16 protein-coding genes and 2 pseudogenes are annotated in these 21,725 nt (G+C 58.1%); 4 read left to right on the forward strand and 14 right to left on the reverse strand.

The window, feature by feature from the left end:
* Window positions 1-190 precede the first annotated feature (190 nt).
* The 4 genes from ACRESH_RS20835 to rimI all read right to left on the reverse strand — a co-directional run bounded on the left by ACRESH_RS20835 (window position 191) and on the right by rimI (window position 4,925).
* Entirely contained in the window at window positions 191-2,554 is a 2,364-nt protein-coding gene (locus tag ACRESH_RS20835) for a TonB-dependent receptor domain-containing protein (RefSeq protein WP_431743745.1), read from the reverse strand.
* A gap of 80 nt (window positions 2,555-2,634) precedes the next feature.
* A complete protein-coding gene (locus tag ACRESH_RS20840) occupies window positions 2,635-3,168 on the reverse strand; it encodes a DUF4880 domain-containing protein (RefSeq protein ID WP_431743746.1) in 534 nt (177 codons plus the stop codon).
* Window positions 3,161-3,694: a sigma-70 family RNA polymerase sigma factor gene (locus tag ACRESH_RS20845; RefSeq protein WP_431743747.1), complete on the reverse strand. Its 534-nt coding sequence runs from the start codon at window positions 3,692-3,694 to the stop codon at window positions 3,161-3,163. Before ACRESH_RS20845 ends, ACRESH_RS20840 begins: the two co-directional genes overlap by 8 nt.
* A gap of 136 nt (window positions 3,695-3,830) precedes the next feature.
* Complete coding sequence (rimI, locus tag ACRESH_RS20850; protein ID WP_431743748.1) at window positions 3,831-4,925, reverse strand: ribosomal protein S18-alanine N-acetyltransferase; 1,095 nt, start codon at window positions 4,923-4,925, stop codon at window positions 3,831-3,833.
* A 92-nt stretch (window positions 4,926-5,017) separates the two neighbouring features.
* Between rimI and ACRESH_RS20855 the strand changes: the two genes are divergently transcribed.
* Both ACRESH_RS20855 and ACRESH_RS20860 read left to right on the forward strand, forming a co-directional pair.
* The gene (locus ACRESH_RS20855) at window positions 5,018-6,604 is read left to right on the forward strand and encodes a RimK family protein (RefSeq protein ID WP_431743749.1); all 1,587 of its coding nucleotides are present in this window, start codon (window positions 5,018-5,020) and stop codon (window positions 6,602-6,604) included.
* Between the two features lie 29 nt (window positions 6,605-6,633).
* Window positions 6,634-7,644, forward strand: a complete 1,011-nt coding sequence (locus ACRESH_RS20860) for a magnesium transporter CorA family protein (protein ID WP_431743750.1) — start codon at window positions 6,634-6,636, stop codon at window positions 7,642-7,644.
* A gap of 251 nt (window positions 7,645-7,895) precedes the next feature.
* On the opposite strand, the gene ACRESH_RS20865 is transcribed toward ACRESH_RS20860, so the two are convergent.
* From ACRESH_RS20865 to ACRESH_RS20895, 7 genes and pseudogenes are all read right to left on the reverse strand, one after another.
* Window positions 7,896-8,585 carry a response regulator gene (locus ACRESH_RS20865; RefSeq protein WP_431743751.1) on the reverse strand — a complete coding sequence of 230 codons (690 nt, stop codon included), beginning with the start codon at window positions 8,583-8,585 and terminating at the stop codon, window positions 7,896-7,898.
* Entirely contained in the window at window positions 8,582-11,278 is a 2,697-nt protein-coding gene (gene kdpD / locus ACRESH_RS20870; protein ID WP_431743752.1) for a two-component system sensor histidine kinase KdpD, read from the reverse strand. Before kdpD ends, ACRESH_RS20865 begins: the two co-directional genes overlap by 4 nt.
* 26 nt (window positions 11,279-11,304) lie before the next feature.
* Entirely contained in the window at window positions 11,305-11,877 is a 573-nt protein-coding gene (gene kdpC, locus ACRESH_RS20875; RefSeq protein ID WP_431743753.1) for a potassium-transporting ATPase subunit KdpC, read from the reverse strand.
* A 12-nt stretch (window positions 11,878-11,889) separates the two neighbouring features.
* On the reverse strand, window positions 11,890-13,968 hold the full coding sequence (kdpB, locus tag ACRESH_RS20880) for a potassium-transporting ATPase subunit KdpB (protein ID WP_431743754.1): 2,079 nt from the start codon (window positions 13,966-13,968) through the stop codon (window positions 11,890-11,892).
* A gap of 10 nt (window positions 13,969-13,978) precedes the next feature.
* Window positions 13,979-15,759, reverse strand: a pseudogene (gene kdpA, locus ACRESH_RS20885) (potassium-transporting ATPase subunit KdpA).
* Complete coding sequence (gene kdpF / locus ACRESH_RS20890) at window positions 15,756-15,848, reverse strand: K(+)-transporting ATPase subunit F (protein ID WP_431743755.1); 93 nt, start codon at window positions 15,846-15,848, stop codon at window positions 15,756-15,758. The pseudogene kdpA and the gene kdpF overlap by 4 nt, the downstream one beginning before the upstream one ends.
* 272 nt (window positions 15,849-16,120) lie before the next feature.
* Window positions 16,121-16,338 (reverse strand): annotated as a pseudogene (locus ACRESH_RS20895) (DUF4287 domain-containing protein).
* 273 nt (window positions 16,339-16,611) lie between these two features.
* On the opposite strand from ACRESH_RS20895, the gene ACRESH_RS20900 reads away from it, so the two are divergent.
* Window positions 16,612-17,343 (forward strand): carbon-nitrogen hydrolase family protein, encoded by a 732-nt coding sequence (locus ACRESH_RS20900; RefSeq protein ID WP_431743756.1) that lies wholly within the window; start codon window positions 16,612-16,614, stop codon window positions 17,341-17,343.
* Window positions 17,344-17,395: 52 nt separating this feature from the next.
* On the opposite strand, the gene ACRESH_RS20905 is transcribed toward ACRESH_RS20900, so the two are convergent.
* Together ACRESH_RS20905 and ACRESH_RS20910 are read right to left on the reverse strand one after the other, a co-directional pair.
* Window positions 17,396-17,959, reverse strand: a complete 564-nt coding sequence (locus tag ACRESH_RS20905; protein WP_431743757.1) for a histidine phosphatase family protein — start codon at window positions 17,957-17,959, stop codon at window positions 17,396-17,398.
* Window positions 17,960-17,983: 24 nt separating this feature from the next.
* On the reverse strand, window positions 17,984-18,364 hold the full coding sequence (locus ACRESH_RS20910; RefSeq protein ID WP_431743758.1) for a MerR family transcriptional regulator: 381 nt from the start codon (window positions 18,362-18,364) through the stop codon (window positions 17,984-17,986).
* A 73-nt stretch (window positions 18,365-18,437) separates the two neighbouring features.
* On the opposite strand from ACRESH_RS20910, the gene ACRESH_RS20915 reads away from it, so the two are divergent.
* Entirely contained in the window at window positions 18,438-19,517 is a 1,080-nt protein-coding gene (locus ACRESH_RS20915; protein ID WP_431743759.1) for an SDR family oxidoreductase, read from the forward strand.
* A gap of 131 nt (window positions 19,518-19,648) precedes the next feature.
* On the opposite strand, the gene ACRESH_RS20920 is transcribed toward ACRESH_RS20915, so the two are convergent.
* Window positions 19,649-21,685, reverse strand: coding sequence for an LTA synthase family protein (locus tag ACRESH_RS20920; RefSeq protein ID WP_431743760.1), 2,037 nt, complete (start codon window positions 21,683-21,685; stop codon window positions 19,649-19,651).
* Between the last annotated feature and the right edge of the window lie 40 nt (window positions 21,686-21,725).

A 21,725-nucleotide genomic window follows, 5' to 3' on the forward strand; every position in this document is an offset into this window, starting at 1 on the left:
GCTTCGCAAAGCCCGGAAACTGGGGTATCAGCTTGTGGCAGCCTAAGAGACTTAAGAATCAGTGGCTTATATTTTGTTTGATGAGAGCGGGCTTGCCCCGCGATGGGATGTGACTGACAAAGCGCAATCGCGGGTGCAAGCCCGCTCCCGCAGACAGTTGTTCCTCAGCATCATTGCCGGGTTGCCTGTGTCACCAATCCACGGCGTAGCTCAGCGCCAGGCGCCGCCCCTCAGCATGGGGGTAGGGTGCTGCGGCGTTGGCCTGCATGTACAGCGTTTCATAGTTGCGATCGCTGAGGTTGTAGACACCCATCTCCAGCTTGCCCACGGGCAGCGCCACCCCGGCCAACAGGTCGAAGGTGGTGTAGCCTTCGATCTTGCGGCCGTTGCCATCCTTGAAGCCGTCGTCATAGCTTTCCAGGCGCAGGGCTTGCAGGCGCAGGGTGTAGCCATTGTCATCGAACTCGACGAACGCCGTGGTCTTGGCCGGCGAGATACGGGTAGCCGGCAGGTCCCGCCATTCACCGTTCTGGTCGGTCTCGCCTTTGGTCCAGGCATAGGTGCCGCCCAGCGACCAGGCTGTGTCCAGGTGATAGGTCAGGCTGCTCTCGACCCCGCGCACCCGCTCCTTCTGGTCAATCAGGCGTTGCGCACGAGTGACCGAATCGTAGTACTGGGTGACGTCCGAGCGGTTCTCGAACACCGTGACGTTAGCCTGCAGTGACTCCCAGTCGCCGCGCCAGCCCAGCTCATAGCTGTCGACCTTGATCGCCTGGGCGTTGAGATCGTGGATGTCGTAGCTGCCGCGCACATCGCGCAGAAAGCGTTGCACATCCGGTAGCGAGAAGCCCTGGCTGAAGTTGACGAACAGGTCCTGGGCGCTGCTCAGGTGATAGACCGCGCCAAGGTTGTAGAGGGTATCCTCGTACTTCAAGGTTCCTCCTGGCAGTACTTCGGTGACCCCCGCCCGCCAGATTCCGCCGAACGCCACGCTGTCGTCGACATCGCTGTGAATCCACTCGTGCCGGGCGCCGCCGCGCAAGGTCCAGTCGCCGATATCCCAGGTCGACTGGGCGAACAGCGCGGTGCTGTTGGTTTCGATGTCGGGACCGAAGGCGTAGCGTTGACCCGTAGGGGTGTAGACCTGGCCATCGACACGGTAGCGATCACCGTTCTGGCTGACCTGTTCGTTCTCGAAGTCGGCGCCCCAGACCAGGCTGCCAGTGGCGCTGCCGATGCTCGGCAAGCTGCTTTCCACTGCGGCGCGCAAACCGTACACACGGGCTTCGCTCTCGGAGGCGACGACGCCGGCATTGGCGCCCCAGTTGTAAGGGAAGAAGCGTGCCTGCTGCTTGCGCCAGTAGCTCTCCACCAGCAGTTGCTGGCCGAACAGGTCACCATCGCTGTAGTTGAAGTTCAGCGCCTGATTATGGGTGAAGGGCTGGTCGCTCAGTTGCAGGCCTTTGATCGCCACTGATTCGCCGTTCTGCGTAGCGGCCACGTAGCCGCTGTCCTGTTTGTCTTCATGCTCCTGCAGGGCCAGGGTGATGCGGCGCTGGTCATCCAGGTCGTAGCCGAACTTGGCATGCAGGTCATGGCTTTCGGTGTCCATGTTGCTGCCTTGGAACGCTTCCTGGGGAATGCGCTTGCCGTTGCCATCGAACTGATCGTTACGCTGTACCAGGTCGGCGGACAGGTACCAGTCCAGTGCGTCCTGGCGGCCGGTGACGCTCTGGAACGCTTCGTAGGCAAAGCCCTTGTGGTTGAAATTATCCGCCGTGCTGATGCTGACCCGGCTGCTCATTGCCAGCGCTTGCCCATCGTTGCGCTTGGTGATGATGTTGATAATGCCCCCCGAGGCTCCGGCGCCATAGAGGCTGCTGGCCCCCGACACCACTTCGATACGCTCGATGCTCGAGGGCGCAACGCTGTTGAGCTGGCGTGATACATCGCGGCTGGCGTTTTGCGAAACGCCGTCGATCAACACCAGCACATTGCGCCCGCGCAGGGTCTGGCCATAGTTGCTCATGGTGCCGGAGGAGGGGGCCAGGCCGGGCACCAGGGTAGCGAGAATATCGGCGGCCTTGCGCCCGGCTGCCGACTGCTGGGCGATCTGTGGCGCCAGGATCACCTGCACGGTGCCGGGAATCGAGGCAATGCTGGCCTCGCTGCGCGAAGCGCTGACCAGGGTGTCAGACAACGCCAACGGGCCGCTACCCAGTTCAAGCGGAACCGGTGCCGGTTGCACGACGATGCTGTTCTGACCACTCAGGCGCCATTGCAGGCCGCTACCTTGCAACAACGCATCGAGCGCCTGCTCGGCACTGTAGTCGCCCTGCAGCGCAGGCGCCGATTTGCCGCGTAGCAACGCTGCATCAACGCCGATGGCCAGCCCGGTACGGGTGGCCAGTGCGGTCAAGGCGCTATCGAGCGACTGGCTGGCCTGTTCGAAGTGGTAGCTGCCCGAGGCGCTGCCGGCGAAGGCCGGGGTGGTGCAACTCAAGGCCAGCGCCAGGGCGCTGCGGCGAAACAGTGAAGCGGTGGTGTTGGTCATGGGTATTGCCCGTGCAATCGACTGTATTAACTTCAATGACCGGGCTGGAAACAAATCGGGCAGTCACCTGGGCGTTTTTTTCAACGTGGCCGTACGTTCACCAGGTAGTCGCTGTAAAAGTCGATACGGATTGGCAGGGCTGCCTGCAACAGCGCCAGGGCGGCATTGCTGTCTTGTACCGGCAGCACGCCGGTAAAGCGCAGAGCCTGCAGCTGCGCCTTATCGCTGCAGATAAGCCCCGGACGGTGGCGATCCAGCTCAGCCAGCACCTCTGGCAGCGGCCGGTCGTGGAATATCAACTGCGTGGGCGCCGCAACGACTGCTGCGGGTTGGCTAACCCAATTCTCCACAGGCAAGAACTGCACTGCAGCGATTGCGGCCGGTAACGCCAGGGCCAAGCCGATGGCTGCAATTGGCCGGGATCTGGTTTTGGCGGGGGGCGAGACGGCTTGCCACAGTTGCTGGAGCTGTTGGTAGATCTGCCCATGGCGGCTGTCAGCCTCGCACCAGTTGCGAAACTGCGCCAGGTCCTCAGGCGTCGGACTGTCGTCCAGGCGCAGCAGCCACTGCGCCGCCTGATCGCGGAGGGTGTCCAAGGGCGGGGCGTCAGTCATGCTGCAGGCCCTCGGGCATGGCATCGAACAGCCGGGCATGACAATGTGCCAGCGCCTTGGCCAGGTACTGTTTGACGCTGCTTTCCGATACCTGCAACTGCAGGGCGATCTCGCTGTATGAGCAGCCGTCGACCCGCGCCATGAGAAAGGCCTTGCGCGGTTTTTCATCCAGCTCTTCGAGGAGCAACAACAGCACCTTAGCCAATAACTGGCGTACGGCAACGATCTGTTCCGGACCTTGTTGGGTCGTTTGCTCAAGCAGCACGGCCATACTGCGCAGGGTTTCGTCTTCGACCCGACGCCGGTGATACTGGTTGATCAACAAGCGATTTGCCGCGACCAGCAGGAACGCCCGAGGCTCCTTGAGCGCCGGTATATGCTCAAGGCCCAGGAGTTTGACGAAGGTGTCCTGGGTCAGGTCGGCGGCATTGGCGGGGCAACCCAGCTTCTTGCGCAGCCAGCCGAATAGCCAGCCGTGATGGCGATGATAGAGCTCGGAAAAAGGAGAAACGGGCTGGCCCGGCACGACGAGACCTCGAGCGAAGACGAATCTAAATGGGAAATTGATGCGGTTGCGAATGCTGTCATGTTGGAGCGAGGCCGGCAAGTAGATCGCAGCTAACTTGGTTTTTTGTGAGGCAGGGACGAAGCTTCAACTCGGGCTATCGGGCATAGAGAATGACTGCCGCGCGAAGTTTACTGCCGCCAAAAAGGCTCATTCGCTGAAACTCATCGTGGCTTACCGGTAGGTGCTGGCAGTCAAGGGCATGACGATGGCGACTATGGTCGATATCCGGATCATGCAAGTAGACAAAGTCTTCGTCACAGCCGGTGACAAGCACCCAGTGTGGCGCCTTGCTTCGGGTCAGACGGAAACAGCTGATCAACACCAGCGGTTGACCGCCCTCAGCCAGCAAGCGCGAGATATCGATCTGCTTGCTATACAGCTGAACAACGTCAGTACTTTGCAGTTCAGTGCAGAGTTCCTCATGCACCAGGCGAATGACTGCTTTCTTGTGCTCGCTGCGCACGCCGTTGAGGAACAGCGGCCCGTCGACGCTTACCTGCAAGAGCACGCGAAATCCCCTGCGCCAGGCTGCCAGTGCAAGACCTTGTGGGCTGCAGCCACCGTGACCGGAGGTCATGAACACAGTGGTTGCCTCCCGCCATAGCTGCACCTCTTCGCGCCTGGCCAGCGCGCGCCCGGGTTGCAGCGCAGCCATGGCCATCAACAGGCACGCAGGGCCACAGCTGAAGTCAGTGGATTGCTGGTAGTAGGGTACCTGCCGCGCTTTGCCGGCAGGTCGCTGGATGATCCGTTTCTCATAGCGCAGGGCGTCTGTGTGATCCTGGTAGTAATCGTTGATCACTGCGAAGCGTCGATAGCCTACGCCTTCGTAAAGCCTGATCGCCGTCTGGTTATCCTGGCGAACCTCAAGCCGCATATATGCGCAGTCAGCGCTGCGGGCGTTTTCCTCTGCCTCGGCCAGCAACCGCTTGCCCAGCCCTTGGCCACGAGCATCGGGGGAGATGGCGATGGAGTAAAGGCGGGCCAATGATGTGCCGCGATGAAACAGCAATAAGGCGTAACCCATCAAACGGCCGTGCGCTTGCGCAACAATCAGGCTGGCGTGGGCACGGCTGATCATCCACTGAAAACTACGGGGTGTCAGACGGTCATGCTCGAAACATTGGTTCTCCAACGACAGTAGCGATGGCAGGTCTTCAGGCGTGGCGTTGCGAAATATAAATTCCATACAGGTCACCGTAAAACTTTCGTAATGGAGCGAGACTTTCTGAAGCATTCGTGTTTAATGGGTAAGCACTTGTTCTTCGTTGGATACCTGAGATGACAATGGCACAATTTGGACTGCGTGAAGTATTAGGTAAAAACATTGAGCCGGCAATAGTTGCGCCGCCCAGTTCTGCAAATGACAGCAAGAGCTGCAGTCAGCTGATAATTATTGTTGAGCGCAAGGAAGATTGGGCCAAATACTTTCCGAGCGAAGACCTGGTGACCGCTCAGGAGTATCTGGAGCGACCGCGAGATAGAGAGCCAAGCAAGCGTGTACAGGTGATCAACCTATGCCGCAGTTACAAATATCTGGGGCACGGCTATTACTGTTCTCTTTTGGCTGAAGCCTGGGGGCACAAAGTGATTCCTTCGGTAAAAACAATCAGTGAGCTAGCGCGTAAATCGCTGTATGGTCTGGCACTTGATGACCTGGAGAAAACACTTGAAAAAACCTTGAGTAATAATGTTTACGCTGAGGCTGAAAGTTTTACACTTAGCCTGTACTTTGGCCAAACCTATTTGGAACCGCTTCAGTCTATTGCCCGTCAACTGTTTGAAGCCTTTCCCTGTCCAATATTGTTGGTCGAATTTCGCAAAGCCAATGGTTGGCAGATCGCCGGTATCAAAGCTGGATCCTTACACAAGTTGCGAGAAGATCAGGAAGATCAATTCGCTAATGCCTTGGACGGGTTCAGCCGAAAAATCTGGCGCGTACCCCGATCCCGGCGCATGGCGCGCTATGATTTGGCCATCTTGCACGACCCCGAGGAAGCGCTGCCGCCCTCGAACGCCAAGGCGCTGGAGAGTTTCGTGCGTGTGGGCCGGGGCATGGGTATCGATGTCGAGATGATTGAGCGCAAAGATTACTCGCGCCTGGCCGAGTATGACGCACTGCTGATTCGCGAGACGACCAGTGTCGACAATCACACCTACCGCTTCGCAAAAAAAGCCGAGAGCGAAGGGCTGGTGGTCATGGACGATCCAACCTCCATCCTGCGCTGCACCAACAAGGTCTATCTGACCGACCTGTTACGCAGCAATAAGCTGGCGATGCCGGCCAGTGAGATTCTCTACAAGGACAACCTGCAAGAACTGCAGCAAGTGGGTGAGCGTCTGGGATTCCCGCTGGTAGTGAAAATCCCTGACGGTTGCTTCTCCCGTGGCGTGATCAAAGTGGAGAACCAGGAACAATTGCTGCAGGCTACTGCTGAACTCTTCGAACATTCGGTGCTGCTCCTGGCTCAGGAGTACCTCTATACCGAGTACGACTGGCGCATCGGCATTCTCAATCGCAAGCCGATCTTCGCCTGCCAATACTTCATGTCGAAAGGGCATTGGCAGATCTTCAATCACAAGGCCAACGGTGCCGACGTTATTGGCGAGTGCCGCACTCTACCCGTCCACGAAGCACCGCGAGCAGTAGTAGAGCTGGCGGCAAAAACAGCCAGTCTGATTGGCGATGGTTTGTACGGTGTAGACCTTAAGCAGTCAGGTGACAAGGTGGTAGTCATCGAGGTGAACGATAACCCCAACCTGGACGCCGGTATTGAGGATGCCTACCTGCAGGACGACCTGTACACCTTGGTACTGGAGGAGTTCGTTCGCCGGTTGGAACTCAAGCGCCGTGGCCAGATCTGGTAGAAGGCCGGCATGAATCCGGGAGAGCCCCGATGATCAAAAGCTTCCAGCTCGCCCAAGGGGCGTTGCACCCAAGTGAAAGCCTCGACAGCCAAGTCCTGTTGTTCGTCGACCCGGATGCGGCAGAGCGCGACTTGCTCAAGTGCCGGTTCCGTGTTGACGAGCATGCCCTGGCTTCGGCGCTGGACCCTGATGAAGTATCGCGTATCGAGTTCCACCCGGACAGTCTCTTCTTGATCTGGAAACGTCCGGAGAACTATTCAGGCGGTGACAGTTTCTCCTTTGAGGTGTCGTCCTTCGGTTTGCTGTTGCAGGCCGAACGTCTGGTGCTCATCGCGCCAGACGACTCGCAGCTGCAAGGCCTGGGTAGCCGTCATCATTTGCAAACACCGCTGGATGTGTTGCTGGACATGCTGTTCAGCAACATCCATCACTACCTTGGCCACCTGAAGGTCATCAAGATGGTTGCCCGCGAGCTGCAGCAGCGCTTCAACAGCTCGATGCACAACAACCACCTGATACAGATGTTCAACCTCAGCGAGAGCCTGATTTATTACATCAACGCTATCCACAGCAATGGCACCGTGCTTTCGCGTCTTCGTAACCATGCGCAAAAGAACCACTTTGACGCGCAGCTCATCGAGTTGATCGACGACCTGATCATCGAGAACACCCAGTGCTACAAGCAGGCGGAGATCTACTCCACAGTGTTTGCCGGGCTGATGGATGCGCGCGGCAATCTGGCCAACAACACCATGAACGAAATGCTGCGCAAGCTGACCTTGATCAACGTGGTGTTCCTGCCTTTGAACCTGATCGCCAGCATTGGCGGCATGTCCGAATTCAGCATGATGACCAGTGGTATTGCGTGGTGGCTTGCCTATCCAGCGTTTGTCCTGGCGATGCTGCTGTTGGGCGGAGTAATGGTCTTGTTCCTCAAGCGACTAGCCCGGGATTTCCGTGGAGGAAATCATCCGGCGGCGGTGGATGCACCCCCGCGCGCCGGGCCTGCAAAGAGATTCTTCACGCGGGTTTTTTCGTGATGGGCGCAGCGTTCTGCCTTAGGCGGTAGGGCGCAATCTGGTGTTTACGACCTGCTCAGCCTGGGCCAGGTCAAGTTCGCATGGAGATGTCGATGAACAACACAGTTTTGGGTTTGCTAGTGGTAGCCCTGATTCTGCTGTTTGGGGTGGTGAGCTTCTATCTGGACTTCATCAGGAAGAAAGACAAGTCCAACTGATGCCCGCAGCTTCATCCAGGTGATGGGCGTTGGCGACGCCCATTCCCGTACAGATCACGGGATGAAACGGTAGCCAACGCCGGTTTCAGTAACCAGATGACGCGGTTGGGAGGGGTCAGCTTCAACTTTCTTGCGCAAGCCGCCCATGAACACACGAAGGTAGGGTGTGTCAGTGGTGTGCGAAGGGCCCCATACCGCTTTGAGCAGCTGCATATGAGTCAGAACCCGGTTCGGATGTGAGCACAGATGAACCAGCAAGCGGTACTCCAGTGGCGTCAGGTGCAATGGCGCCCCTGATCGTTCAACTATGCGTCGATCCAGGTCAATGCGGACATCGCCAAACGCCAGGACTGCATTGTTTTCGGTATCTTTGCTGTGCCGGCGTAACAGGGCGCGAACTCGGGCGAGCAGTTCACCGGTACCAAAGGGTTTGACCAGATAATCATCAGCACCGGTATCCAGGGCCAAGATCTTGTCGGCCTCTGCACCACGTGCCGAGAGTACGATGATGGGTACCTCTGACCAGCTTCGAACATCGCGTATAAGGTCGACACCGTCACCGTCGGGAAGTCCGAGGTCGAGCACGATCAAATCCGGGCGGCGAGTCCCGGCATCGACGAGGCCACGGTGAAAGGTATCGGCCTCATGAACTTCCAAGCCTTCAGCTTGCAGGGCCATACGCACGAAACGCCGAATGTCCTTCTCGTCTTCTATGACCAGAACGTGTGGGACCGATTCGCTCATGGTGTTTGCTCCTCGGCCAGCTGGGCGTCAATTGCAGGAGGTTCTTCACGGGGTATGCATAATGTGAAGCAGGCTCCGCCTTCCTGGCGAGTGATAGCCGATAGGTTTGCCCCATGCGCCTGGGCAATCGCCTTGCAAATGGCCAGGCCCAACCCGACGCCAGGAATCGGGCTTTCCTTTCTGCCGCGGACAAACTTGCTGAAGATTTCTGCCTCGTGACCGCGAGGCAACCCCGGCCCCTCATCGGCAACCCATAGTTCTATGTGCTCAGGATCGGCTCTGGCCCCCAGGGTGATGGGGGTTTCTGGCGCTGTGTACTTGATGGCATTTTCGAGCAGGTTGATGAGGATGCGCTCGATCAGCACGGCGTCGATATGAATCAGTGGCAAGTCGTCTTCCAGTTTGACCTGAACGGGGTGCCCCCCCAGTGCCGGCTGGATGGCTCTCAATGCGCTTCCTACTACGTCTTCAACGGGCTGCCATTGACGGTTCAGTACCACGTTGCCGGATTCCAGACGGGCCATATCCAACAGGTTGTTGACCAGCGTATTCATACGCAGCGCCGACTCACCGACGGCAGCGGCGATTTCGGCGGCCTCGCCGCTCAGCGCTGGCTTTGTCAGTTTGAGCGCTTCGGCAAGCCCTACCAGAACCGACAATGGCGTTCGCAAGTCGTGGGAGATGGCCGAGAGCAGTGAGTTGCGCAAGCGCTCGGACTCCATCTGCACGGTCGTGTCCTGGGCAATGTGGATGTAATGAATCCTTTCCAGCGAGATTGCCAACAACGACGCACAGGTATCGAGCAGACGTCGCTGCTCCGGATCCACCAAGCGACTTGCGTCTCGCGGTTGCACAGCCAGCACACCGCGTGCGCGCATGGGCGCGGACAAGGGCAGGTACAGGGTTGGGCTCGAAGGCAAGGTATCGGTGCCGTATCCAGCCGGCTCGACTTTATCGAACGACCACTGGGCGATAGCAAAGTCGACCTGCAGTGCATCTCCCGTCACCATCGGGTTTTGCAGCTTGTTGTTGTCGTCTGCCACCAACAGTGCCGACGTTGCACCAAACTCCGCCGACAGAAAGCGTGAAGCAATTTCGCCAACCTGCTCGGTCATCAGTGCCGCGGACAACAGGCGTGACATGTCATAGAGCGCACGCATGCGATCTTCCCGCCGTTGCGCCACCCGCGCCTGGTAGGTCAGACCGGCGGTCATCTGTCCGATCACTAGTGCCACAACGAGCATGACACTGAAGGTCACCAGGTACTGGACATCGGTGAAGGCAAAGGAAAGCCTGGGCGATACAAAAAAGAAGTCGAAAGCCGCTACCGACAGGAACGCAGCCAGCACCGCCGGGCCTCGGCCGAAGCGAACCGCGACGGTTACCACGGCCAGCAGGAACACCATGACAATGTTGGCTTGTTCCAGCACATGAGCCAGGGGCATGACCAGTAAAGCCGTCGCGGTGCAGAGCACGGCACTCCAGGCATAAGGTTTCCAGAGGGTCCCGGGGCTCTGCTTCGTCCTGGTGCGGGTATCGGCTTGCGTGGGCCGGCTGGCAGGAAGCGCAATCTGAATCACGTCCAGGTCGGCGCCCAAAGCCCCCACTCGATCCGCCAGCAGCCGTCGCCAAAATCGCGGCCGAGGCTGTTCGTCGCGCCCCAGCACGACTTTGGAGAGGTTGTGTTGACGCGCATACTTGACCAGCGTTTCAGCGACGTCGTGACCGGCGAGGGTCGAGATCTGCGCGCCCATGTCCTGAGCGAGCTTCAAGGTCGCCAGAATGCGGCGGCGCCTGTCTTCGGGGAGTCGCTGCAAGGCAGGGGTCTCGACATACACAGCATGCCATGGCACATCGAGCTGAGCCGCGAGGCGAGCCGTTGAGCGGATGGTTTTCTCCCCCAGATCCTGGGGGCCGATGCACGCGAGCAGCGAGTCTCGAGTCCCCCAGACAGGTTTTACCGCACTGCTTTTTCGATACTGCAGCATCTCGCTGTCGACACGGTCAGCGGTACGCCGCAGGGCCAGCTCGCGCAGTGCGATCAGGTTGCCTTTGCGAAAAAAATTCTGCACCGCGCGTTCTGCCTGGTGAGCCAAATAGACTTTACCCTCCTTGAGCCGTTGGAGCAGGTCGTCGGGGGGTAAATCGACAATCACCACTTCATCGGCGGTGTCGAACACATGGTCGGGCACGGTCTCCCAGACACGGATACCGGTGATGCCACCGACTATGTCGTTCAGACTCTCCAAGTGCTGAACATTCATGGTTGACCACACATCAATACCGGCGCTGAGCAGCTCTTCTACGTCCTGCCAGCGTTTTGGATGGCGCGAGCCTACGACATTGGAGTGAGCCAGTTCGTCAATCAGGATCAGTGCAGGTTTGCGCAACAGTGTGGCATCCAGATCGAACTCGCTCAGCGTGCGGTTCTTGTCGGTAACCTGCTTGAGCGGTATTTTTTCGAGACCTGTTGTCAAGGCGATGGTCTCTGCGCGGCCATGGGTTTCGACCACGCCGATCAGTACATCAATGTTTTGTTGTTTCGCCGCTTGAGCGGCGACCAGCATGGCGTAGGTCTTGCCGACGCCGGCACTGGCGCCGAAAAAAATTTTCAGCCGACCGCGTTTGGCTTGTGCTTCTGTTTCGCGAATCTGCGCCAGCAGCTCGTCTGGGTCAGGACGTTGTTCGGCCATCAAGCCCACCGTGTGTGAGTTGGCGCTCAATGCATGGCGTCGAGTGCCAGGTTCAATGCCAGTACGTTGACTCGAGGTTCGCCGAGAAAGCCCAGCAGCGATTTTTCAGAGTGTTCGGCAATCAGCTGTTGAATGCGCGCTAGCGGTAGATTTCGCACCCGCGAAATTCTTCCTGCCTGATACAGGGCGGCATCGATACTGATATGCGGATCAAGACCACTCGCCGAACTGTAGACCAGGTCGGCGGGCACCGTTGCCGTGTTACCGGGATCGGCTGCACGCAAGGCCGCGACACGGCCCTTGATTGCCTCTGCCAGCGCCGGGTTCAGTGGCCCCTGGTTCGAGCCTGAAGATGCCGCCGCGTTATAGGGCATGGGGCTGGTTGACGATGGCCGACCCCAGAAGTGCTTGGGATCGCTGAAGGATTGACCGATCAACAACGAACCCACGGTTTTCCCCTCTCGTTCGATCAGGCTCCCTGTCGCTTGAGCAGGGAAGAGCAGGCCTGCGATTGCGGTTGTGAGCAGCGGATAGGCGAGGCCGGTGAGTAACGAAAGAGCAATAAACAGTGTCAGCGCTGGACGCAATAGAGCAACCATGACAGCACTCCTTCAAGCCAGACCGACGGCAAACAGCGCCATGTCGATCACCTTTATGCCAATGAATGGAACGATCACTCCACCCAGTCCGTAGATCAGCAGGTTACGGCGTAGCAGCAGGGCTGCACCGACCGGGCGATACTTCACGCCCTTGAGCGCCAAAGGGATCAGGAAAATGATGATCAACGCGTTGAAGATCACGGCTGACAGCACCGCCGAGTTCGGGCTGGTAAGGCCCATGATGTTGAGCGCGGAGAGCTGCGGGTAAGTGCTGACGAAAGCGGCCGGGACGATGGCGAAATATTTGGCGATGTCATTGGCAATCGAGAAGGTGGTCAGCGAGCCACGGGTCATCAGCATCTGCTTACCGGTTTCCACAACTTCGATCAGTTTGGTCGGGTTGCTGTCCAGGTCGACCATGTTGCCGGCTTCTTTGGCGGCTTGAGTGCCTGAGTTCATGGCTACGGCAACATCCGCCTGAGCCAGTGCCGGAGCGTCGTTGGTGCCGTCGCCGGTCATGGCGACCAGACGGCCTTCAGCCTGATAGCTTCGAATCAACTGTAGTTTCTGTTCGGGTGTCGCTTCCGCCAGAAAGTCATCAACACCTGCTTCAGCGGCGATCGCAGCAGCAGTGACGCGGTTATCGCCGGTTACCATCACTGTCTTGATGCCCATGCGGCGCAACTCGACGAAGCGCTCGCGGATACCGCCCTTGACGATGTCCTTGAGTTCGATCACGCCCAGCACTTTGACGCCGTCAGCAACGACCAATGGGGTACTGCCGCGACGTGCGACTTCGTCGATGTGGGTTTGTACCGACTCGGGAAAGCTGCCACCCAGACTTTGCACATGCCTGAGGATTGCCTCACCTGCGCCCTTACGGATCTGCCGCTCGCCGAGGTTGACGCCGCTCATGCGCGTTTGCGCAGAAAAGTGCACGAAATGGGCGTGGAGCGCGGCAATGTCGCGCTCGCGCAGGTTGAAACGCTGCTTGGCGAGGACGACGATACTGCGACCTTCGGGGGTTTCGTCAGCCAGGGAAGCCAATTGCGCGACATCCGCGAGTTCCGCTTCCTTGACGCCCGGCGCGGGTAAAAATGCAGAGGCGTGACGGTTGCCCAGGGTGATAGTGCCGGTCTTGTCGAGCAGCAGCACGTCGACGTCGCCGGCAGCCTCCACCGCCCGGCCGGAGGTGGCGATGACATTCGCCTCCATCATGCGGCTCATGCCCGCCACGCCAACGGCCGACAGCAGGCCTGCAATGGTGGTGGGAATCAGGCAAACCAGCAACGAGATCAGCACGGTGATCGAGACGGGCGTGCCCGATTGCGCCACAGAGACACCAAACAGCGAGAAGGGCAGTAACGTCACGGTGACGCCAAGGAACACGATCGTCAGTGCGACCAGCAATATCGTCAGGGCAATTTCATTCGGCGTCTTTTGCCGCTTGGCGTTCTCGACCATGGCGATCATGCGGTCGACAAACGTCTCACCGGGGTTGGTGGTCACGCGGATGACGATCCAGTCCGAGAGCACACGTGTCCCCCCGGTAACTGCCGAGAAGTCGCCACCACATTCACGTATTACCGGTGCCGATTCGCCGGTTATGGCGGACTCATCCACCGAGGCGGCACCTTCGATGACCTCACCGTCGGCGGGAATCACCGACTCGGCGAGGTCACCGGCTTCAACCACGACTACGTCGCCCTTGCACAGCTCACTTGATTGCGCCAGTTGCCACTCTGCGCCGTAGTGAGGCTCTCGCAGTTTCTTGGCCCAGGTTTCCTTCTTCAAGTCGCGTAGAGACGCGGCCTGGGCTTTGCTGCGGCCTTCGGCCAAGGCCTCGGCAAAATTGGCGAACAGCACGGTGAACCACAACCACAAGGCAATCGCGAGAATGAAGCCGCTGCCGGCCTCGCCCTTGCCACTCAGCGCTTGTACCCACAGTCCGGTGGTGATGAATGCGCCGATGTAGACGACGAACATCACCGGGTTGCGCCACTGCGCCCTGGGGCTGAGCTTGCGCAAGGACTCGAGCATTGCCGGTCGAATGAGCTTGGGGGCGAACAAGGAGAACGCTTTGCGTGTCATGTTCGTGATCTCACTTGATCATGATGAGGTGTTCAACGATGGGGCCGAGCGCGAGCGCCGGTATGTAGTTCAGCAAGCCGACCAGTAATACCGTGCCGATCAGCAACACGATGAACAGCATCCCGTGTGTGGGCATCGTGCCGGCGGTGACCGCGAGACGTTTCTTGGCTGCCAGACTGCCAGACTGCCAGCGACTGCGAGCACCGGCACAATCACGCCGAATCGGCCGAACCAGGTCATGACGGCCAGTAGCGTGTTGTAGAACGGTGTGTTGGCTGAAAGTCCGGCGAATGCGCTGCCGTTGTTGTTTGCCGCCGAGGTGAAGGCGTAAAGGACTTCCGAGAAGCCGTGCGCGCCGGGATTGGCGATCCCCACTCTGCCAGCCTCGGACATGACGGCGATGGCGGTACCACACAACACCAGCAACGGGGTCACGAGGATGGCGATAGCCACCATCTTCATCTCATAGGCCTCGATCTTTTTACCCAGATACTCGGGGGTGCGACCGATCATCAGGCCGGCGATGAACACCGCGAGGATAGCGAACACGAGCATGCCGTACAGGCCGGAGCCGGTGCCGCCGAATACCACCTCGCCCAGTTGCATCAGCGCCAGTGGTACTGCGCCGCCCAACGGCGTGAACGAGTCATGCATTGCATTCACCGCCCCGCACGAGGCCGCGGTGGTCACCGCCGCGAACAGGCTGGATGCACTGATGCCAAAACGCAGCTCCTTGCCCTCCAGATTGCCCGCTGCCGTATCAAGGCCCAGCGCCGCAAATTGCGGGTTGCCCAGTTGTTCGTAATGGGTGACGGAGACCACCGCGATCAAGAAGATGGTCGTCATCGTTGCCAGCAGCGCCCAGCCTTGTCGTATGTCGCCAACAATGTGGCCGAAGACGAAACAGAGTGCGGTGGGGATGAGGAAGATCGCCAGCATCTGCATGAAATTCGTCAGGGCCGTGGGGTTCTCAAACGGATGTGCCGAGTTGGCGTTGAAGAAGCCGCCACCGTTGGTGCCCAGCATCTTGATCGCTTCCTGTGAAGCGACCGGCCCCATTGCAATGGTCTGCTTGTCGCTGGCGATGCTTTGCATCACGGCATTGCCTTGGGCATCAACGGCTGGCTGACCGCTGTCAGTGAGCATCGGGACTTGATAGTGCAGGGTCTCGATCGTGGCGACTTCCTTGTACGGGGCGAGATTCTGGATGACGCCTTGGCTGACGAGAAACAGGGCAAAGATCAGTGACAGTGGCAGTAACACCCACAAGATGATGCGGGTAAGGTCGATCCAGGCGTTGCCGATGCTGTCCGCGCTGTGTCGGGCGAACCCGCGAATGAGGGCCACGGCCACCACGATGCCTGTCGCCGCAGACAGAAAATTCTGTACTGTCAGCGCAAGCATTTGGGTCAGGTAACTCATCGTTGCTTCGCCGCTGTAGCCTTGCCAGTTGGTATTGGTGACAAAGCTGGCGGCGGTGTTGAAAGAAGAGTCCGCCGTCACTGCGCCCATTCCCTGTGGGTTAAATGGCAGAACACTTTGCAGTCGTTGCAATGCATAAACGACGAGAAGCCCCAACGCGTTGAACACGAGCAAGGCCACGGCGTATTGAAGCCAGCTCATCTGCGCGTCCAGCTTGACCCCGGCGAGGCGATAGAGCGGCGATTCGATTCGCGCACCGAAGGTGAACCGACCCTCCATTACGCTGGTGAGCCAACGTCCAAGTGGCCAGGCGAGAATGCCCAGTGCTACGAGGAAGGCGCCAAGCAGGATCCAGGCTTGAATGGTCACAGGAAATCCTCCGGAAACAGCAGGGCTGCGACTAGATAGACGAGCAGCCCGGCTGCGATGAGAGCACCGAAAAGATAGAGGCCAGTCATGACCGCCTCCTGTTGAGCGCCGCGCAGCCGCGGGCCAGACCGACGAGGCTCAAGACAAACAGCGCCCCAAGCCCTACGAAGATGAAGTCCATGGCATTCCCTCCAGCAGTGAGGGAAGCCTAGTTTGACGGTTAATAAGTTGTTAGAAGGATTCGGAGTAGGGGAGTAAAGATCTTATAAAGACACATGGGATGTGTGTGGTTTTTTGATTGAAACCTGTAACGTCCTAGTGGTGGTCTTGTCTGTAAACAAGCGCCTTCTCGGGCCCTTGGTTAGTCGCCTTTAGCGCTAGCTAAATAGTACGCAACCAGAGCGTTAGCATGGCCATGGCCCATGCTGTGTTCCGTTTTGAGCAAGGTCACCATTTCCATATGCTTCTTGGCACTTACTGTTTCGAGCAGATTTAACCAGTAGGTTATTGGCTGGCCATATTTTTTTCAATTGAGGGGAAGTACGACGCTGGCCCTTTAATTTTTTGATCTTCGGTCATGATGCAAACTCCGTTTTTGCATGGCTATTACTGAGCTCACCGTCCGCTTCAACCCAAAGCAGACAATAAGCGGGGCACTTACTGGCACGAGTCTAGACACAAGCGTATCGTTTGTCCTGCTCTGTCTCTCTTGGAAAGCGCTGAAAAGGAACACGTACATGGATGATGGAATGGCTACCGAGATCGAGGCCGCTGAAAGAGCATACGGTCGCCTGACGTGATCACGGGAGTCGTTGTATGCTCTCTCAACGACGAGCATAAGGAGAATGCCTGATGAAATTAGCTGCTGCACAAATCCGTTCTACACCGGGTGACATCGACAAAAACCGCGAGAAGCATGTTGATGTCATTCGCTTAGCTGTCAGCAAGGGCGTCGATGGTATTTTTTTCCCAGAATTGTCCCTGACCGGTTACGAACCAACACTGGCATCGCGCCTCGCGATGAGCAAGGCTGGTCTTCAATTGGATGAGTTCAAGGCGCTCAGCAACCAGCATGGTATTTTCATCGGTGTGGGTGCACCTACTAAAAGTGAAGATGGCATCCAGATCAGCATGGTTGTTTTTCAGCCCGGTCAGGATCACAAGACCTACTCCAAACAGATTCTCCACTCCGATGAGCTAGCGTTTTTCACCAATGGCAACGAACAGCTTGTTCTCAAGCAAGACAATCAGGTTCTGGTCCCTGCCATCTGCTATGAATCCTTGCAGCAAGGCCACGCAGAGAAAGCAGCTGAATTGGGCGCAACCCTGTATCTGGCAAGCGTGGCCAAGTCGGAAAAAGGCGTACAAGCCGCTTATGGTCATTACCTTGTCATTGCAAAGCAGCACTCGATGACGGTGCTGATGGCAAATGGTGTCGGGCCTGCTGACAGCTTTCTGGCTGCTGGTCAATCGGCTATATGGGATGGTGCCGGGAAGCTTGTTTGCAGTGCCAACGCTTTTGAGGAGGCACTGGTAATGTTCGATACCAGCACAGGAGAAGCGAGCCTGTTTCGCCTACCTTGATCACGCCCGAAAGTACGTATTGTTGTTAAGGTGCGGGGCGCCGACACCGACCTTAGGTTTGCCTCATTCGATAGGCTGTGCTGCTCCAATAACTATTGCCATTGCGTTGTTGGCGAATCCAGCCGGCCGCCTCCAGCTGTTTAGCGATCATTCGATTCATGATGCCATGACCGAGCAGTAGAACGGGCCCTTCATCAGCCAGGGACTGAAGTCGTTGGGCTGCTGTATGGGCGCGCATTTTGGCCTTACGGGCAGACTCGACCTGCCCTGAGAAACCGCACAACCATAAGATTCGAAGAATAAACGCCCACGTGAACGGCGAAAGGCACGGCAGCGTCCAGCGCCCATAGGGCAACTGTGCCTCGCAGTAGACCGCGTCTACCAGAATGGGTTGAAAGCCCAGCGCCCGAACGGATGTCAGTGCTCGAGGCGCGGTGCTCGAAACAATCACTTTGGCGCTGGCAGCCAGCGCCACACAAACCTCTGGTGCGGGTTGGTTGTTGATTTCGCAAAGGTCGTATTGCTCGATCCAGCGCTTCATGCTGAGTGCTGAAACCTTGCCGGCCATGACCAGATCTGGCTGGCCATGACGCATCAGGATGATTTCCTTGTCCACTGTGTTTTGCTCTTCCGTAAGTACTCAGGATTTCAGTTGCTGAAGCTCAACTTGCTTGGCAGCACTGAGTTCAAGGTTTATGCGTTCCTCATCCAGGTAACGATAAATGCTCTGCAGGTTAGCGATTTTCTGTTTGATCTCTACCATCTTCTTTTCAATAAGCCTTGCGCCTGCAGCACAATCGATCAGCTTGTTTCGTTGCGCTTCGAGAATCTCGCCTATCTCTCCCAGGGAAAACCCCATGCTTTGCGCACGCTGGATAAAGTCCAGATCCTGCAGGGTTTGCGCGGTGTAGACGCGATAGTTGTTGGTGCGCCGCTGTGATGAGATCAGGCCGATTTGTTCGTAGTAACGCAGGGTGTGCCGACTGGCGCCGCTGCGGGTCTCAAGTTCGCCGATTCTCATGAAAACACCGCTTGACTGTAGAGCTGGGTCGACAGTTTACGCTTGATTTTTCACCTTACCAAGGAACAGGAAAATGAGCGTGGAGTGCTTTGTCACGGGGGGTACCGGCTTCATCGGCCAGCATCTGCTAGCGCACCTGAGTGCGCAAGGTCACAGCATCCGGGTGTTGATGCGTCGCCCCGAGCGACTCCCTGCGTTGCAGGAGCAAGTACGGAGTTTGGGGGGGAACGCAGCCCGGGTATTTGCCGTAGCAGGTGATCTGGAACGGGAAAACCTCGGTATGAGTCATGCTGATCGAGAGGTGCTGAAGCAAGCCAGGATTGTATTCCATCTGGGCGCCCAGTTTGCCTGGGGGCTTTCACTGGAACAGGCGCGCGCGGTCAATGTCGAAGGGGCAAGGCGCGTGGCGCTGCTGGCGTGCGGACAAAAAAGCCGACTGGTGATGATCGGCGGCTACATGCTGAAGAACCATGAGCACTTGCGGCGTATAGGTATCGACCCCGGTCGCCCGGCATCGACGGATTGGCCAGCGGTCTACCGGCGTGTTGGCGGCTACGAGGGCAGCAAGTTGGAGGCGTACTTTGCGACACTGGCGGTCATGTCGGCCCAGGGCGGGGAGATTACCGTTGTTCACCCCGCGACGGTTTGCGGTCATAGCCGCACGGGTCACATTCTTAGCGCTCAACCGCTGGCGGAACTGATACGCAACCTCGTGCAGGGAAAGCTGGCGGCAGTGCCCGGCACCACCGAGCACTGGTTGCCGTTGGTCACCGTGGACCACCTGGTTGAGCTGGTGGCGGCTTGTGCGTTCGATCCGGCCATGGCGGGCCAGGAACTGCTGGCGCTTGACGAGCAAACGCCCAACTTGAGAGAACTCTTGGCACAGGTGGCGCAACCACTTGGGCTGAAGACGCCCAAGCATCATATTTCGCTGCGACTCCTGAAGTTGCTACTGAGCATTCCTCTCGTCGCGCGGCTATTGAATGCGAACGCCGAATCCTTGGACTTTATCCAGGCCACTCGATTTGATACTGGGGCGCTCGAGCAATTTGCCAACAGACACGCAATCACCAAGCCGGACATCCGCCAGGCTTTGCAGCACACTGCAACATTCGTTAATTCATATTGCATCGGCGAGGGCAGGGCACGCTGACGCTCTCCCCGGTACCTGACACCAGCCGCGCAGCGCTCCTACTAAAACGCCGCACGACAACCTCTCGGAGTTCGTGCGGCGTTGTGCATTCAGCGGGGTCGGAGTCGACACGCTCCGGTCGGCAATCCCGATTACTTGCGCACGTTCTGGTACAGCATCAATCGTGAAGTTTCATGCATGCCGCGGGTCAGTTGCACCAGGCGCTTGAACTCTTCCGGGTGTTGCTGGGCCACGTTGTCTAGCGGTGTCGCAGAGGCGAGGTCATGCAGCGTCGGCGAGCTGCCGTCGTGCTCCATCTGCACCATGTAGTGTTGGGTTACGCCCGCAATCAACGGGAACGTGCCCTCACGCAGGACCAACGGCACCACGCGCTCACCCTCGGGCGCAGGCTGTTGAATATCACGCCCCAGGCCGCTGTTGCGAAATTCAAGGCCGGCCATGCCAGCCACGGTTGGCAACAGGTCCACCAGGCCGACTGCTTCCTTGACGGTCCGCGTGCCGAGCAGCCCCGGAGCGTGAATGATCATTGGCACCGCATTGCTTTCCAGACCTAGTTGTTCATAAGCCGGTGCCAGGAAAGGAATCTGGGCGATACGGGTGTTATGGTCGCCAAACAGCACGAAAATGGTGTTGTCGTAGTAACCACCTGCTTTGGCAATTTCCATCAAACGTCCGATGTTGAAGTCCAGCAAGCGCACGGCGTTGTACTGCTCGACACTGCGCGATCCTGCGGCCTGAACTTGCGCCAGGGTAGGGTGCTTGACCTCGAATCCATCATTGTTCTCGGGAATCGTGAAGGGACGATGGTTGCCGGCCGTCTGCACATAGGCAAAGAACGGTTTGTCCTTGGGCAGTGCTCGCAGAATCTTGTCGGTTTCCTTGAACAGATCCAGATCTGAAATCCCCCAGACATCCACTACCGGGGATTGCCAGTCCCGCTCTTCGAACAAACGAACCCCGTCGATACTTTGCCGAATCAAGGCGTTCATGTTGGCCCAGCCGGAGTTGCCGCCAATGGCGTAGATCTTCTCGTAACCGGTGAAGGCATTGATCAGGGTGTGCTGCTTGGTGATCAGCGGATTACGCGTCGCAGTTTCCTGTCGAGTGACGTCTGGAACCCCACTAATGCTGGCCCAAACGGTTTTTGCTGTCCCGGTGACCGGAACATAGAAGTGCTCGAAGAACCAGCTTTGCGTGGCCAGACGATCGATATTGGGCGTCGGATTGATCGGGTTGCCATAGGCCCCGACGGCACTGGTACCCAGCGACTCAAGCATGACAAACATCACGTTCGGCGGCGCCGAGCCCGATACTTTGTAGGGTTGTGGCGCCTGGTGACGGACGAAGTTCAGGGCTTGCGGGTCGGGCTGGTCGACCCCCAGGTACTTGGCAATCACCGCGTAGTGTTCACGCACCTGCGCTTCGTCATAGCGCAACTGCCCGACCTTGACCGTGTCGTAGAGGAAAATCACTGGGTTCAGGCCAAGCGCAGCGACCTGGTTATTGCCGGAGAAAAACGCATCACTCCAGCGCAACGGGACAGGGTTCTCAAGGTTCATGTTCTCGACACGGCCCAATATACCCAACAGCACCAACACGACCATCAACGCGCCACCCCATGTGGCGGAGAGCGCGTGAATGGCTTTGCCGGCGCGGTCCAGCGTCACGCGCTCCAAACGCACCAGGGCCAGCGTCACCAGTGCCACCATTGCCAGCCAGCCCAGTGAAATCCAGATAACCGGGTAGGTTTGCCAGACCATGTCACGGGATATTTGCGCGTCCTCGATGAAGCGCAGCACGGTGGCGTTGATCCTCAAACCCAGATAGGCGTAATGGCCAAAATCGACGATATAGATCAGCAGCAGGGCGGCCATCGCGGTTGACACATACACGCGTGCCAATCGGCGAAGCAGGCGGCTGCTGACAAGATTCCAACGCGGAATCCAGGCCAGCAACGCCAGTGGCAACATTACCAGGATGGCCAGACGCAGATCGAAACGAAAGCCGATGCCCAGTGTTTCCAGGACTGCATTTTCGTCGCTCAAGGCGCCGGCGTCGAAACCTGAAAAACCGAAAAAGAACACCACCCGTAGTAATGCAAAAAGCACAAACGCAATTGCTGTTGCGCCTAGCCAGTAATGCAAACGTCTCGATTGCAGCCAACCCATCCCTGTTTCCCCGTTAAAAATGTCGTTGAATCGCAAATGG

Origin of the sequence: Pseudomonas sp., assembly GCF_050739775.1 — a bacterium.
Taxonomy (GTDB): Bacteria; Pseudomonadota; Gammaproteobacteria; order Pseudomonadales; family Pseudomonadaceae; genus Aquipseudomonas.